This window comes from Saccharothrix sp. DSM 118769 (assembly GCF_052936295.1).
In genome coordinates this window covers 4762331-4777534 of sequence record NZ_CP193627.1, presented here as the reverse complement: position 1 = coordinate 4777534, position 15204 = coordinate 4762331, and the positions used below count along the sequence as shown (strand labels likewise).

At 73.4% G+C, this 15204-nt stretch carries 13 protein-coding genes; 7 read left to right on the top strand and 6 right to left on the bottom strand.

The features are described 5' to 3' along the window. Nucleotides 1-183: 183 nt before the first annotated feature. Together ACRAKJ_RS20730 and ACRAKJ_RS20725 are read left to right on the top strand one after the other, a co-directional pair. Nucleotides 184-699 (top strand): MarR family transcriptional regulator, encoded by a 516-nt coding sequence (locus ACRAKJ_RS20730; protein ID WP_438922495.1) that lies wholly within the window; start codon nt 184-186, stop codon nt 697-699. Beyond that, nucleotides 690-1223: a hypothetical protein gene (locus ACRAKJ_RS20725; RefSeq protein ID WP_438922494.1), complete on the top strand. Its 534-nt coding sequence runs from the start codon at nt 690-692 to the stop codon at nt 1221-1223. Before ACRAKJ_RS20730 ends, ACRAKJ_RS20725 begins: the two co-directional genes overlap by 10 nt. 58 nt (nt 1224-1281) lie before the next feature. Here the strand turns inward: ACRAKJ_RS20725 and hrpA are convergent, their stop codons facing one another. Continuing rightward, nucleotides 1282-5187 carry an ATP-dependent RNA helicase HrpA gene (hrpA, locus tag ACRAKJ_RS20720; RefSeq protein ID WP_438922493.1) on the bottom strand — a complete coding sequence of 1302 codons (3906 nt, stop codon included), beginning with the start codon at nt 5185-5187 and terminating at the stop codon, nt 1282-1284. A gap of 246 nt (nt 5188-5433) precedes the next feature. On the opposite strand from hrpA, the gene pdxR reads away from it, so the two are divergent. The 3 genes from pdxR to ACRAKJ_RS20705 all read left to right on the top strand — a co-directional run bounded on the left by pdxR (nt 5434) and on the right by ACRAKJ_RS20705 (nt 8415). After that, the gene (pdxR, locus tag ACRAKJ_RS20715; protein WP_438922492.1) at nt 5434-6819 is read left to right on the top strand and encodes a MocR-like pyridoxine biosynthesis transcription factor PdxR; all 1386 of its coding nucleotides are present in this window, start codon (nt 5434-5436) and stop codon (nt 6817-6819) included. A 94-nt stretch (nt 6820-6913) separates the two neighbouring features. Then, on the top strand, nt 6914-7888 hold the full coding sequence (locus ACRAKJ_RS20710) for a hypothetical protein (RefSeq protein WP_438922491.1): 975 nt from the start codon (nt 6914-6916) through the stop codon (nt 7886-7888). 164 nt (nt 7889-8052) lie between these two features. Continuing rightward, complete coding sequence (locus ACRAKJ_RS20705; protein WP_438922515.1) at nt 8053-8415, top strand: VOC family protein; 363 nt, start codon at nt 8053-8055, stop codon at nt 8413-8415. Nucleotides 8416-8440: 25 nt separating this feature from the next. On the opposite strand, the gene ACRAKJ_RS20700 is transcribed toward ACRAKJ_RS20705, so the two are convergent. Then, a complete protein-coding gene (locus ACRAKJ_RS20700) occupies nt 8441-8737 on the bottom strand; it encodes a helix-turn-helix domain-containing protein (protein ID WP_438922490.1) in 297 nt (98 codons plus the stop codon). Nucleotides 8738-8847: 110 nt separating this feature from the next. Here ACRAKJ_RS20700 and ACRAKJ_RS20695 point away from each other — a divergent pair, with 110 nt between their 5' ends. Next, nucleotides 8848-10002, top strand: coding sequence for a tyrosine-type recombinase/integrase (locus ACRAKJ_RS20695; protein WP_438922489.1), 1155 nt, complete (start codon nt 8848-8850; stop codon nt 10000-10002). A 346-nt stretch (nt 10003-10348) separates the two neighbouring features. On the opposite strand, the gene ACRAKJ_RS20690 is transcribed toward ACRAKJ_RS20695, so the two are convergent. From ACRAKJ_RS20690 to ACRAKJ_RS20680, 3 genes are read right to left on the bottom strand one after another with little or no spacing between them, the layout of a single operon-like run. Continuing rightward, the gene (locus ACRAKJ_RS20690; RefSeq protein WP_438922488.1) at nt 10349-11044 is read right to left on the bottom strand and encodes a histidine phosphatase family protein; all 696 of its coding nucleotides are present in this window, start codon (nt 11042-11044) and stop codon (nt 10349-10351) included. Between the two features lie 24 nt (nt 11045-11068). Next, a complete protein-coding gene (locus tag ACRAKJ_RS20685; RefSeq protein WP_438922487.1) occupies nt 11069-11893 on the bottom strand; it encodes an undecaprenyl-diphosphate phosphatase in 825 nt (274 codons plus the stop codon). Then, nucleotides 11890-12939 (bottom strand): LLM class F420-dependent oxidoreductase, encoded by a 1050-nt coding sequence (locus ACRAKJ_RS20680; RefSeq protein ID WP_438922486.1) that lies wholly within the window; start codon nt 12937-12939, stop codon nt 11890-11892. Before ACRAKJ_RS20680 ends, ACRAKJ_RS20685 begins: the two co-directional genes overlap by 4 nt. 125 nt (nt 12940-13064) lie before the next feature. Here ACRAKJ_RS20680 and ACRAKJ_RS20675 point away from each other — a divergent pair, with 125 nt between their 5' ends. Then, nucleotides 13065-14030 (top strand): aldo/keto reductase, encoded by a 966-nt coding sequence (locus ACRAKJ_RS20675; RefSeq protein ID WP_438922485.1) that lies wholly within the window; start codon nt 13065-13067, stop codon nt 14028-14030. 27 nt (nt 14031-14057) lie between these two features. Here ACRAKJ_RS20675 and ACRAKJ_RS20670 read toward each other — a convergent pair whose 3' ends face one another. After that, the gene (locus ACRAKJ_RS20670) at nt 14058-15125 is read right to left on the bottom strand and encodes a hypothetical protein (RefSeq protein ID WP_438922484.1); all 1068 of its coding nucleotides are present in this window, start codon (nt 15123-15125) and stop codon (nt 14058-14060) included. Nucleotides 15126-15204 lie beyond the last annotated feature (79 nt).

Here is a 15204-nt window from a genome sequence, read left to right as displayed (position 1 = left end):
TGGTGCGGTGCCGATCAAGGGGGGAACCGCCGTCGCGGGGGCGGGCCCGGCGGTGTTCGCGGTCCCGGTCCCGGTGCCGACGCGGTCGCGCCGGGCACCCACCGCGCCCGCGCCCCGCGTCGCTCCCGGCGCGCGCCGGGAGCCGCCCGGGCCGTCCTGAGGCGGGAGTCGCGGCGGAGGGGTGTGGGCGGTGTCGAGTTCCTGGAGGGGCGGATGGCGGACGCGGTCGACCTGGTGCTGGCGCAGTGGGCGCAGCAGCGCCCGGACGTGGACACCTCACCGATGGCGGTGCTGGCCCGGGTGATGCGCCTGTCGCGGCTGCTGGAGCGGGAGCTGCGCGAGTTCGTGGGCCGCTTCGAGCTGGAGCCCGGCGAGTTCGACGTGCTGGCGACGCTGCGCCGGGCGGGCTCCGCGCAGGGCATGACGGCGGGGGCGTTCCTGTCCGCGTCGCTGGTCACCGCCGGCGCGATCACCAACCGCATCGACCGCATGGAGGCCAAGGGCCTGGTCGAGCGGGTGCCCGACGGCACGGACCGCCGCGTCGTGCGCATCACGCTGACCGAACGGGGCAGGCACCTGGTGGACGGGATGCTCGCCGAGCACATGCGGCACTACGCGCGGCTGCTGGAGCCGCTGGACGCCGGCACCCGGACCGCGGTCGCCGACGCGCTGCGCTCGCTGCTGGAGGCGTGCGAGTGACCGTGCGCGAGCTGCTGCTGATCGGCGGCGGCGCGGGCGTGGGCAAGTCGTCCCTCGGCTGGGAGGTCTCGGCGCTGTGGCAGGCGCGCGGCACCGCCCACTGCCACGTCGAGGGCGACTTCCTCGACCAGGTCCACCCCGCCCCGCACGACGACCCGCACCGCACCGCGATCACCGAGCGCAACCTCGCCGCGATCTGGGCGAACTACGCCGCGCTCGGCCAGACCCGACTGGTCTACACGAACACGGTCAGCGTGCTGGAGGAGCCGATGGTCGTGCGCGCCCTCGGCCCGGGCCACCCCGTCCGGGTGACGTCGGTGCTGCTCACCGCCACCGAGGACACCGTGCGGGCCCGGCTGGCCGGCCGCGAGGTCGGCTCCGGGTTCGAGCCCCACGTGCGGCGCAGCCTGGCCGCCGCGCGCACGCTCGACCGGGACGCCCCGCCGCACACCACCCGGATCGCCACCGACGGCCTCGCGGTCGTCGACCTCGCCGCCCGGGTGGCCGACCTCGCCGCCTGGTGAACCCGGGCGGCGGGTCCGGCGGCGAGGTCCGACGGGGTCCGGGTCAGCGGGGTCCGGGTCAGCGGGGCACGGCGTCGAGGGCCTTGAAGATCCGCTTGTCCGACACCGTGTAACGGGTGCCGATGGTCTGCGCGAAGTAGCTCAACCGCAGCTCCTCGATCATCCACCGCACCTCGTCCAGCTCCGGGTGCGGCTCGTCGGCGGGCAGGCTCGCCCGCAGCTCCCGGTACTCGGCGTGCACCTCGTGCACCCGGTCCATCCACTCCTGGTCACGCCGCACGTTCTCGGTGAGCTTCTCCAACCGCCGCGCGATCCCCGACAGGTAGCGGTGCACGTCCGCCAGCCGCTCGGCACCCGCCTCCGTGACGAAACCCTTGTGCACCAGGCCGTGCAGCTGGGCCCGCACGTCGTTGAGCGACTCCTCGAACACCGCGCCGCGCACCGCGTTGATCCGCAGCTCCACGTCCTGCGCCGCCTCCAACACCCTGCGCACCGCGCCGACCACGTCGAACACCGCCTCGCCCAGGCCCTTGCGGACCTTCTCCACCAGCGCGGCGAACGACCTCTCGTCCCACACCGGGCCACCCGCGTCGCGCAGCAGCTTGTCCACCGCCGCCGAGATGCAGTCCGCCAGCAGCGGCGCCACCCCGCCGTGCGGGTTGCGCGTCAGGGCCAGCTTCTCGGCGTTGGTCAACCCCCGCTGCAACGCCTTCACCGGCGACGGCACGTTGAGCAGCAACAACCGCCGCGTGCCCCGCCACATCGCCTGCCGCTGCCGACCCGGCGTGTCCAGGATCTCCACCGCGACGCTGTCGCCCTTGTCGACCAGCGCCGGGTAGGCGGTCACCACGATGCCCGACCGGCGGCGCTGCACGGTGCGCGGCAGGTCGCCGACATCACCCCACGTCGTCAGGCCCGTACGGGCCAGGTTGCTCGCCGCCGCGGCCAGCGTCTCCCGCAGCTGCCCCTGCAACTTCGCCTTCAACGCGGCCAGGTCCTTGCCCTGCGCCAGCTCGCGCTGCTCCTCGTCCACCACCCGGAAGGTCAGCTTCAGGTGCTCGGGCACCTGGTCGAGCCGCCACTCCTGCCGCGGCACCACCACCCCCGTCAACGCCCGCAGCTCGCGCTCCAGCGCCGGCAGCAGCGGCTCGTCGTCCTTGATCGCCGCCAACGCCGCCGCGGCCACGTCGGGCACCGGCACGAAGTTGCGCCGCACCGGCTTGGGCAACGACCGGATCAACGCCACCACCAGCTCCGTGCGCAACCCCGGCACCTGCCACGACAACGAATCGTCCGGCACCGCCGTCAACGCGGGCAGCGGCAGGTCCACGGTCACACCGTCCACCGCCGCGCCCGGCTCGAACCGGTAGGTCAACGGCAGGCTCAACCCACCCCGCGTCAACCGGTCCGGGTACGCCTCGGGCGTCACCTCGGCCGTGGAGTTGACCAGCATCGACCTGTCGAACACCAACAGCTCCGGCGTGGCGCGCCCGGCCTTCTTCCACCACGAGTCGAAGTGCCGCACCGACACCACGTCCGCCGGCACCCGCTGGTCGTAGAAGTCGAACAGCGTCTCGTCGTCCACGACGATGTCCCGCCGCCGCGCCCGGTTCTCCAGCTCCCCCACCTCGGCCAGCAACCGCCGGTTGCGCTCGTAGAACGCGTGGTGCGTGCTCCACTCCCCCTGCACCAGGGCGTGCCGGATGAACAGCTCCCGCGACAACCCCGGGTCGATCCGCCCGTAGTCGACCTTCCGCGCCGCCACCAGCGGCACCCCGTAGAGCGTCACCTTCTCCAACGCCACCACCGACCCGCGCCGCATCTCCCAGTGCGGCTCGCTGTAGCTGCGCTTGACCAGGTGCCCGCCGAGCTTCTCCGCCCACTCCGGCTCGATCCTCGCCACGATCCGGCCCCACAGCCGCGACGTCTCCACCAGCTCCGCCGCCATCACCCACTGCGGCGGCTTGCGGAACAACGCCGACCCCGGGAAGATCGCGAACTTCGCGCTGCGCGCACCCAGGTACTCCGTCGACGCCCGCTTGCCCGGGTCCCGCTTCGGCACGTCCTTGAGCCCGATGTGCGACAACAACCCCGACAACAGCGAGATGTGCACGTTGCGCGGGTCCGCCGGCTCCTCGTTCACGTGCACGCCCAACGTCTTGGCCACCTGCCGCAACTGCTGGTACACGTCCTGCCACTCGCGCACCCGCAGGTAGTTCAGGAACTCCGCGCGGCACAGCTTGCGGAACTGGTTCGACGACAGCTCCTTCTGCTTCTCCCGCACGTACCCCCACAGGTTCAGGTACGCCACGAAATCCGACTCCGGGTCCCTGAACCGCGCGTGCTGCTCGTCCGCCGCCTGCTGCTTGTCGCTCGGCCGCTCCCGCGGGTCCTGGATCGACAACGCCGCCGCGATCACCATCACCTCGCGCACGCACCCGTTGGCGTCCGCCTCCACCACCATCCGCGCCAACCGCGGGTCCACCGGCAACTGCGCCAGCTTGCGCCCCAGCGGCGTCAGCCTCTGCTCCCCCGGGACGATCGCCCCCAGCTCCTGCAACAACTGCACGCCGTCGTTGACGTTGCGCGCCTCCGGCGGGTCGATGAACGGGAACGCCGCGATGTCGCCCAACCCGATCGCCGTCATCTGCAGGATCACCGACGCCAGGTTCGTGCGCAGGATCTCCGGGTCCGTGAACTCCGGCCGCGCCTCGAAGTCGTCCTCGCTGTAGAGCCGGATGCAGATGCCCTCCGACACCCGCCCGCACCGACCCTTGCGCTGGTTCGCCGACGCCTGCGAGATCGGCTCGATCGGCAACCGCTGCACCTTCAACCGGTGGCTGTAGCGCGAGATCCGCGCCGTACCCGGGTCCACCACGTACTTGATGCCCGGCACCGTCAACGACGTCTCCGCCACGTTCGTCGCCAACACCACCCGCCGCCCCCGGTGCGGCTGGAACACCCGGTGCTGCTCCCCGAACGACAACCGCGCGTACAGCGGCAACACCTCCGTGTCGCGCAGCTCCAACGCCGCCAGCGCGTCCGCGGTGTCCCGGATCTCCCGCTCACCCGACAGGAACACCAGCACGTCACCCGGCCCCTCGGCCTGCAGCTCCCGCACCGCGTCGCAGATCGCCTGCGTCTGGTCCCGCTCCGGGTCCGCCTCCGGGTCGTCCGGGTCCACCACCGGCCGGTACCGCACCTCCACCGGGTACGTCCGCCCCGACACCTCGATGATCGGCGCGTCCCCGAAGTGCCGCGAGAACCGCTCCGGGTCGATCGTCGCGGACGTGATCACCACCTTCAGGTCCGGCCGCCGCGGCAGCAGCTGCGCCAGGTACCCCAGCAGGAAGTCCACGTTCAGGCTGCGCTCGTGCGCCTCGTCGATGATGATCGTGTCGTAGCGGCTCAACATCCGGTCGGTCTGCAACTCCGCCAGCAGGATGCCGTCGGTCATCAGCTTGACCAGCGTCTCGTCACCCGACTGGTCCGAGAACCGCACCTTGTAGCCCACCGCGCTGCCCAGCGGCGTGCCCAGCTCCTGCGCCACCCGCTCGGCCACCGTCCGCGCCGCCAACCGCCGCGGCTGCGTGTGCCCGATCTGCCCCAGCACCCCGCGCCCCAGCTCCAGGCAGATCTTCGGCAGCTGCGTCGTCTTGCCCGACCCCGTCTCCCCCGCCACGATCACCACCTGGTGCTCGCGGATCAGCTCGGCGATGTCGTCCTTGCGGGCACTGACCGGCAGCTCCGCCGGGTACGTGATCTTCGGCACGGCCTCGCGGCGCAACGCCACGCGCAGCTCGGCGGCCTCGATCTCCGCCTCGATCTCCGCGTGCACGGCGGCCCGGGCCTTCTCGTCGCGCACCTTGCGCGCACCGTCGAGCCTCCGCCCCAATCGCCGCCGATCCCGCGACATGAGTTCGGACAGGCGTTGACGCAGGTCAGCGTGGGAGGTGGTACTCATTTGGACCAAGGATATCCGGGCCCGCGAAACGGGGCCGCCGATTATCCGGCACACCACACCCACCACCCCCGGAACCGGTACCGCCCGACCGGCCCGCCCACCCCCCGGCACCCCACCCCGGCACCCACGCCCCACCCACCGCACCACACCCGCCCAACCCCGCCCCCCACCACCCCCGACACCCGCCGAACCCCACCCCGCACAACCCCCCACCGGCGGCTTTGGCCCGCGCTAAGGTCCAACACCGTGTCACCATCCTGGGCCACCACGGGGGTGGACCTGCACCTCGACCTCGACCCCGCCACCGGACGCCGCAGCGGACTCGAACGCGCCCTCCGCGACGCCATCCGCGCCGGACGCCTCGCCCCCGGCGCCCGCCTGCCCGCCACCCGCACCCTCGCCGTCGAACTCGGCCTCGCCCGCAACACCGTCGCCGCCGCCTACGACCAACTCGTCGCCGAGGGCTACCTCACCGCCCGCCGCGGCGCCGGCACCCAGGTCGCACCCCTACCCCGCACCACAGCACCCGCACCCACAGAACCCGCGGCACCCGCACCCGCCGGCCACCCACCCGACCCCACCCACGACCTCGCCCCCGGCAACCCCGACCCCACCGCCTTCCCCACCACCGCCTGGCTCCGCGCCACCCGCCGCGCCCTCACCACCACCCCCACCACCGTCCACGGCCACACCGACCCCCGCGGCCTCCCCCAACTCCGCACCGCCCTCGCCGACCACCTCGGCCGCACCCGCGGCGTCCAAGCCCACCCCGACCACATCGTCATCACCACCGGCTACACCCAAGCCCTCGCCCTGCTCGCCACCGTCCTCCCCGGCCCCATCGCCGTCGAAGACCCCTGCCTCCCCCACCACCGCGACGTCATCACCCACGCCGGCCGCCCCGTCATCCCCCTCCCCGTCGACGAACTCGGCGCACGCACCCCCCACGACCACGCCACCGCCGCCGTCCTCACCCCCGCCCACCAGTACCCCACCGGCGTCCCCCTCCACCCCACCCGCCGCCACGCCCTCACCACCTGGGCCCGCACCACCGGCGGCCTCCTCGTCGAGAACGACTACGACGGCGAATTCCGCTACGACCGCCAACCCCTCGGCGCACTCCAGGGCACCGCACCCGACCACGTCGCCTACGCCGGCAGCACCACCACCACCCTCGCCCCCGGCCTCCGACTCGGCTGGCTCGTCCTCCCACCCCGCTGGCTGGACCCCGTCGTCGACGCCAAGCTCCACACCGACCACCACACCGGCGTCATCAACCAACTCACCCTCACCGACCTCATCACCACCCACGCCTACGACCGCCACGTCCGCGCCCGCCGCCGCCACTACCGCCGCCGCCGCGACCACCTCCTGCACCGACTCCACCACCACACCCCCCACGGCATCCCCGCCGGCCTCCACCTCCTCCTCCACGTCCCCGACGAAGACACCGCCCTCACCCACGCCACCCACCACGGCCTGCGCCTCAGCGGCCTGCGCCACCACTGGCACACCCCCGGCCCCACCACCGCCCACGGCCTCGTCATCGGCTACGCCACCCCCACCGACCACGCCTACCCCGCCGCCGTCGACACCCTCCACCACGTCCTCACCCACCCACACCCGCACTAACCACAAACCACCGTTCGGCGGCTGGCGCACCGCCCCCGCGCCCGATCTGCTGAACCCCACGACGAGTCGGGGGACCCATCGAGGGGGGGATGGCTTGTTCCGACCCGTGCCGGTGCCCGCACTGCCGCCCAGCACCGCACTGGCCGACCTGGCGACCGCGGGCGACGACCACGCCTGGCTCGCCGGCACCACCGGCGTGTTCACCAGCCGCCCCTCCGCACCCCTCGTCCTCGGCTGGACCGGCACCACCTGGCGACGCGAACCCCTCCCCACCCTCCCCACCGCCGCCAGCCTCTCCGGCATCACCGCCACCGCACCCGACGACGTCTGGGCCGTCGGCAACACCGCCGGACGCCCCCTCGTCCTGCACTACGACGGCACCACCTGGCACACCGTCACCACCCCACCCATCCCCTGGGCCAAAGCCGTCACCGCCCACCCCCACGACGTCCACGTCGTCGGCACCGGACGCGACGCCCTCCACTACGACGGCACCACCTGGCACCTCCGCCGCGTCCTCAACTCCACCCGCGAAGGGCTCAACACCCTCACCTCCACCGGCCCCCACGACATCTGGGCGGGAGGAGGCGGCCTCGCCGGCGCCGGACCCGCCAGCTACGAGTACCCCGTCCTCGTCCACTGGGACGGCACCCGCTGGACCGAGCACCCCGGCCCCCGCACCGAACGCGGCCACATCGCCCGCCTCGCCGCCACCGCACCCGACGACCTCTGGCTCGGCCACGTCCGCGACACCGACGGCCTGCGCATCCACCACTGGGACGGCACCCGCTGGACCGCCGTACCCCCACCCGAGGAGACCCCCGACCGGCTCAGCCTCCACGGCGTCGCCGCCGGCTGGACCTGGGGCACCCGCGCCACCCGCGACACCTTCGAGACCAGGCCCGCCTTCCACCGCTGGACCGGCGAGCGGTGGGCCGCCGTCGACCTCCCCGGCGACCTCCACCGCACCTCCGCCTCCCACGTCGGCCTCACCACCACCGGCACGACCACCTGGGCCTACCTCAAGACCGCGGCGGGCGTCCACGTCCTGCGCCACACCGCCGCGTGACGCGCCCCTTCGACTCGGGGCGTTTTGTTGTCGATCGGGAGTTCCTCTCTTGAGCTGCTACCAGGTGATTCACTCTTTTGGTTGACACTGAAGTTATCGAGACCACTGGTACCAACTCGGCAGCGGATGCGACGCTCACCCGGAAGCGTGAAACTGGAGTGGTGATCAAGCTGACCGCGACCGTCCTCGACGCACCCGACCCGCGCGCCCTCGCGGGCTTCTACGGCGAACTGCTCGGCTGGCCGATCGACACCGACGAACCCCACTGGGTGACCCTCCGCGCCCCCGACGGCGGCGCGGGCCTGGCCTTCCAGACCGAGGACCGGTACCGCCGGCCCACCTGGCCCGCCGGGGAGGGCGACCAGCGGATGATGGCGCACCTCGACATCGAGGTCGACGACCTGCCCGCCGCCACCGCCCGGGCCGAGGCCCTGGGCGCGACGACGGCCGAGTTCCAGCCCCAGGAGGACGTCCGGGTGCTGCTGGACCCCGCCGGCCACCCGTTCTGCCTCTACGTCAACCCCTGAGCGGCACCGCCGCGCCGGCCCGCCGTCAGGCGGCCGGGCCCCGCGGCGGGATGGCGCGCGTGATCGACTCCAGCACGCCCGGGAAGCGGGTCTCCATCTCGGCGCGCCGCAGCTCGTGCGTGCGGTAGCTGCCCTGCGGCGTCACCCGCAGCACGCCCGCCTCGCGCAACACCTTCAGGTGGTGCGACAGCGTCGACATGCTGACCGGCACGTCGAACTGGCCGCACACGATGCCACCCGAACGGGCCAGTTCCGCCACGATCCGCAACCGGACGGGGTCTGCCAGCGCGGTCAGCACGGTGGCCAGCTCAACGTCTTCCACGTCCGGGTGTTGTAGGGCGCGCACGGTCTCGCATAGTAACGGCCGCCGCAAGATGCCTCCTCATCTCACGCTGAAAGCATCGAAGTGATCAAGAGTGTTAGGGTGGCCGGGTGACCCTGCCGGAACCGGTGCGCGCCGAGCTGGACCGCGTCACCCACGCGGTCCTGGTGGACTTCGCCGCCCTGGAGCAGGTCAGGCGGCGCTTCGACGACGAGCAGGCCGCCGCCCTGGCGGGCTACCTGCACGCCGCCCAGTCCCCCAACACGCTGCGCGCCTACCGCTCCGACTGGGTGGCGTGGGCGGCGTGGTGCCAGGCCGAGGGCCGCCAGGCGCTGCCCGCGGACCCGGTGGACGTCGCGGTGTACCTGGCGGTCGCCGCGGACACGACGAAGGACGACGGCTCCCCCGCCTTCCGGCCCTCCACGCTGGAGCGCAAGGCCGCCGCCATCGCCGCCGTGCACGCCGCGGGCGGCCTCCCCTCCCCCACCAGGTCCGACGTGGTGCGCTTGACGCTGCGCGGCATCCGCCGCACCCGGCAGGCGCCGCCGCGGCGCAAGCGGCCCGTGCTGCTGGGCACGCTGGAGGCCCTGCTCGCCGAACGCCCCGCCCCGGGCTGGCCGACCGGCGCGGCCCGCCGCCGCGACGCGCTGCTGCTGCTCGTGGGCTTCGCCGGCGCGCTGCGCCGCAGCGAGCTGGCCGCGCTCCACCTCGACGACGTCGCGGTCGACGTCGACCCGCGCACCCAGGAGCCGCTGCTGCTGGTCGAGCTGGGCGTGACCAAGACCGACCAGACCGGCGCGCACCGGCAGCGGGTCGTGCTGCCCCGGGGCGCGCGGCGGCCGACGTGCCCGGTGTGCGCGTTCGCCGACTGGGTCGACGTGCTCACCGCCGTCGACCGGCGGGCCCTGCTCCAGGACGAGCCCGAGGCCGGGCCGACGCACCGCTGCCACACCTACCGGCCGGGTCCGCTGAGCGGGCCGCTGTTCCCCTCGGTGAGCCGCCACGGCGCGCTCGGCACCCGCCCGATGTCGGACCGGGCCGTGTCCGACCTGGTGAAGCGGTACGCGCTCAAGGCCGGCCTGGACCCGGCGCTGTTCGGCGGGCACTCGCTGCGCGCCGGCTTCGCCACGCAGGCCGCGCTGGGCGGCGCGAGCGACCGGGAGATCATGCGGCAGGGCCGCTGGACCAACCCGCGCACCGTGCACCGCTACATCCGGACGGCCAACCCGCTGGAGGACAACGCCGTCACCCGCCTCGGACTGTGATCAAGGGCGCACGGTCCGTTGTTAACTGTAAACACCGGCCAGACCATCGGCGCGGGCCGAACGGTCCAGCGGGTTACGGCGCGGGCAGGCTTGCCACGCTGTGTTTCACGCTTGTTTCCACATGGTTTGAGCTGCGGTTTTAGCCCGTTTCCGGTGCCCGGGCGGCGATCCGGCGCCCGGCTCGCCCGCGGGGCCCGCCGCGGTCCACCCCGCAAGAGGGCATTTACCTGCGCATTAACAGCAATACGATCGTCACCACGAGGCCGACCGCCCCGGCCGACACACCCGTGGCCCCCGGACTACCCTGCACTGTCCGGGGGCCACGCGCTGGTCGAGGTCCTCCCCGTCAGGGGCCGGTCGTACCGCCCACGACGGCGTCGGAGGACGGCGCCTCCGCCTCCTTCTCCGGCGGGGGCACCACGCCGGACAGGTCACCGCCGTTGTCGTTGACCCGCAGCACGAACGGCCGCGTCTCGGTGTACTGCACGACCGACAGCGACGCCGGGTCCACGACGATGCGCTGGAACCCGTCCAGGTGCACGCCCAGCGCGTCGGCCAGGACGGCCTTGATGACGTCGCCGTGGCTGCACGCGACCCACACGGCGCGCGGCCCGTGCTCGGCGGTGATCCGGGCGTCGTGCGCCCTGATGGCGGCCACCGCGCGCGCCTGCACGGTCGCCAGGCCCTCGCCGCCGGGGAACACGGCCGCGGACGGGTGCTGCTGCACGACCTTCCACAGCGGCTCGTCGAGCAGCTCCCTGATCTCGCGCCCGGTCCACTCGCCGTACTCGACCTCGGCGAGCTCCGGTTCGACCGCGGGTTCCAGGCCGCGGTCGGCCAGCAGCGGCGCGAGGGTCTGCCGGCAGCGCTCCAGCGGTGAGGTCACGACCGACCGCACCGGTACCCCGGCGAGCCGGTCCACGAGCGCGAGCGCCTGCTCCTCGCCCTTCTCGGACAGCCGCACACCGGGCTGTCGGCCGGCGAGCACGCCCGCCCCGTTCGCGGTGGAGCGGGCGTGTCGCAGCAAGATCACGGTAGCCACGGGGGCCACCCTATGCGGCGCTCCCTACGTGGCGCTGATGAGGTTCATCGACAGCAGCCCCATCAGGACGATGCCCAGCAGCAGCCGGTACCACACGAACACCGAGTAGCTGTGCTTGGAGACGTACCGCAGCAGCCACGCGATCGTGGCGTAGCCGACGACGAACGACACGATCGTGGCCACGACCATCTGCGGCACGGACGCCGCGTTGGGCTCGGAGCGCTCCAGCACGTCCGGGATGCTGAAGATGCCGGCGCCGAACACGGCGGGCAGCGCCAGCAGGAAGGAGTAGCGGGCCGCCGAGGCGCGGTCCAGGCCCAGGAACAGGCCGGCGGTGAGCGTCCCACCGGAGCGGGACACGCCGGGGATCAGCGCCATGGCCTGCGCCAGGCCCATGCCGACGGCGTCCTTGAGCTGGAGCTTGTTGCGGATGTGCGAGGCGAAGTGGTCGGCCAGGCCGAGCAGCAGGCCGAACACGATCAGCGTCGTCGCGGTGATCCACAGGTTCCGCAGCGACGAGCGGATCTCGTCCTTGAACAGGTAGCCCAGCACGCTGATCGGGATCGACCCGATGATCACGTACCAGGCCATCCGGTAGTCCTCGGAGGCGCGGGCGGCCTTGCTGAACAGGCCCTTGAACCACGCCGCGAGGAAGTTGCCGATGTCCTTGGCGAAGTAGATCAGCACCGCGACCTCGGTGCCCAGCTGGATGACCGCGGTGAACGACGCGCCCGCGTCGTTGCCGAAGAACAGCGTGGAGACGATCCTGATGTGACCCGACGAGGAGATGGGCAGGAACTCGGTGAGACCTTGCACGAGGCCGAGGACGATGGCCTGCAACCAGCTCAACTACCCACTCCTGCCAGATCCAGAGCTTCGGTCGCCGTGCGGAGCGCGGCGATCCCCTGCTCGAGATCTTGCAGCATGGGCGAGAGCGTGAGAGTGGTGACCCCCGCCTCGGCGTAGGCCCTCATGCGGTCTGCTATGCGCTCCTTCGGGCCCAGCAGCGAGGTGGAGTCGAGGAACTCCACGGGCAGCGCGGCCTGGGCGCCGGCGTAGTCGCGCGACAGGTACCGGTCCTGCACCTCGGCGGCCTCGGCGGCGAAGCCCATGCGCACGGCGAGGTCGTTGTAGAAGTTCTTCTGCCTGCTGCCCATGCCGCCGACGTAGAGCGCGGCGTAGGGGCGGACGTGGTCGGCGCACGCGCGCCAGTCGTCGCCGACGGACATCGGCACGGTGGGCACGACGTCGAACCCGTCGAGGGTCTTGCCGGCCTTCTCCCGACCCGCCCGGAGCGCGGCGACCGACCCGGCGGAGTGCTCCGGGGAGAAGAAGATCGCGAGCCACCCGTCGGCGATCTCGCCGGCCAGCTCGACGTTCTTCGGGCCGACGGCGGCCAGGTAGACGGGCAGGTGCTCGCGCACCGGGTGCACGGTGAGGGTGAGCGCCTTGCCGGGGCCGTCGGGCAGCGGCAGCACGTAGTGCTCGCCGTCGTAGCGCAGCCGCTCGCGGCGCAGGGCGGAGCGCACGACGTCGACGTACTCGCGGGTGCGGGCCAGCGGCTTGTCGAACCGCACGCCGTGCCAGCCCTCGGACACCTGCGGCCCGGAGACGCCCAGGCCCAGCCGGAACCGGCCGCCGGAGAGGGTGTCCAGGGTGGCGGCGGTCATCGCGGTCATCGCGGGCGTGCGCGCGGGGATCTGGAGGATCGCGCTGCCGACGTCCACCCGCTCGGTCTGGGCCGCCACCCAGGCCAGCACGGTGGGCGCGTCGGAGCCGTACGCCTCCGCGGCCCACACCACCGAGAAGCCGAGGCGGTCGGCTTCCTTGGCCAGTTCGAGGTTCGCGGCGTCGTTGCCCGCGCCCCAGTACCCGAGGTTCAGTCCCAGTCGCACACGCGGACCGTACCGGTCGGTAACCCCCTTCGCCAGGCCGGGGCGGCGCGGCCCGGCGGAATTCGCCCTTGACAAACGCGCGCCACGGCCCGCCGGAATGTCGATCACCCCTTAGGCTGCGCCGCGTGGAACAGCGATACCTGGGGCGCAGCGGCTTGCGGGTCTCCCGGATGGCCCTGGGCACGATGACCTGGGGCCGGGACACCGACGCCGACGAGGCGGCCACCCAGCTCATGGCCTTCACCGAGGCGGGCGGCACGCTCGTGGACACCGCCGACGTGTACGTGGAGGGCGAGAGCGAGCGCATCCTGGGCGGCCTGATCGGCGAGGTCGTGCCGCGCGAGGAGCTCGTGATCGCGACCAAGGCGGTCGCGCGGCGCAACGACGGCCCGTTCGGCGGCGGCGCGTCGCGGGGCGCGCTGCTGCACGCGCTGGACGGCTCGCTGCGCCGGCTGCGGGTGGAGCACGTCGACCTGTGGCAGCTGCACGCCTGGGACGCGAACGTGCCGCTGGAGGAGACCCTGTCGGCGCTGGACGCCGCGGTGTCCTCGGGCAAGGTGCGCTACGCGGGCGTGTCGAACTACTCGGGCTGGCAGCTGGGCACCGCGGCGGCGCTGCCGGGGCACACCCCGCTGGTGTCCACGCAGGTGGAGTACTCGCTGCTGGAGCGCGGCGTGGAGCGCGAGGTCGTGCCCGCCGCGCAGCACCACGGCATCGGCCTGCTGCCGTGGGCGCCGCTGGGCCGGGGCGTGCTGACCGGCAAGTACCGCAACGGCACGCCGTCGGACTCGCGCGGCGCGTCGCCGCACTTCGCCGGGTACGTGGAGCAGCACCGCACGGAGCGGGCGGCGCGGATCACCCAGGCGGTGGCCACCGCGGCGGACGGGCTGGGCACCAACGCGCTGTGCGTGGCGCTGGCGTGGGTGCGCGACCGGCCGGGCGTGGTGGCCCCGGTGGTGGGCGCGCGCGACACGTCGCAGCTGCTGGGTTCCCTGGCGGCGGAGGACCTGGTGCTGCCGACCGCGATCCGCTCGGCCCTGGACGACGTGAGCGCGGTGGTGTTCGGCTACCCGGAGCGCCCGCTGGTCTGACCCCGCGCGGGGCCGGACCACGAGGGGTCAGACCATGACCTCGTCGACGCGGCGGAGCCACTCGCGCACGCCGCCGAGCTGGTCCTCCAGCCAGGTGGCGACGTCGGCGGCCAGGTCGAGGGCGCGCGGGGAGCGGACGTGGGCCGCGAGGTGCCCCACGAGGCTCTGCACGCGCCGCACCGGCGGCGGGTGGGTGCCCGCGAACGGCACGGCCAGGCCGCGCTCGTCGGCGAGCCGGTCGGTGACCTCGTGCAGGAACAGCACGAGCAGCACGGCGGCGACCAGGTACGGCTCGCGCACGTCCAGCTCGCGCGGGGCGAGGCCGTCGAGGCTGTGCAGCAGCATCGACGCGGCCAGCCGGTCGGCCTCGTGCTCGCGCGACCAGCCCACCTCCTGGGCGTCGAGGGCGCCCACGGGCGTGTCGGGGTCGGTGCGGCGGCGGGCGTGCACCAGGTGCCCCGCCAGGACGTGCCCGACCTCGTGGGCGACGAGGAACTGGGTGGCGCGCCGCGTCATCAGCCCCACCAGCGCCTGCCGCTGGCCGGACAGCTCGGGCAGCCGGCGGGCCTCGACCGCGCCGTTGCCGTAGAGGTAGGCGTTGACCGCCTCGGCCAGGGCGTAGGAGGTCTGGGAGGTGCTCAGCAGCGGCGGCGTGCCGTAGTGCGGCAACGCCCCCGTCATGATCTTGAGCACACCGCCGAGCAGGTCCAGCGCGGCGGTGTTGACCAGCACGAGGACGCCGCGCCCCGGCACGGGCACGCTCAGCGCGTTCAGCGCGCCGGTGGGGAACACCCCGGCCAGCACCGGCGTGGTGGGCCGCCACCCGGCGGCGCGGGCCAGGTGCAGCACCTCGGGTTGCAGGGCGTCGAGGGTGCGCTGCTGCTCGTGCAGGTGCGCGGACCGGTAGGGGGCGGGGCGGACGCGGGCGTCGACGAGCCGCCCCAACCTGCGGGTCAGCGGGTCGGAGGCGACCTGGGTCCACGTGCGGTAGCGGTCGACGTGGTCGCCGGGCGCGACGGGCGGGTCGAGGTGGTCGACGACGCGCCGGTCGCGCAGCAGCGCGACGTGGCGGTCGCGCAGTTCCTCGACGGTCATCCGGCTCCTCCCGTGTCACCCGCGATGGTCGTCGCCGCCGGCCGCGGGCCGCGGGCGGGGTCCGACTATCACCTTCGCG

Bases quoted from the DNA above. Each gene is read 5' to 3' on its own strand.
- hrpA (WP_438922493.1), bottom strand. From the start codon at position 5,187: ATGAGTACCACCTCCCACGCTGACCTGCGTCAACGCCTGTCCGAACTC.
- ACRAKJ_RS20670 (WP_438922484.1), bottom strand. From the start codon at position 15,125: ATGACCGTCGAGGAACTGCGCGACCGCCACGTCGCGCTGCTGCGCGAC.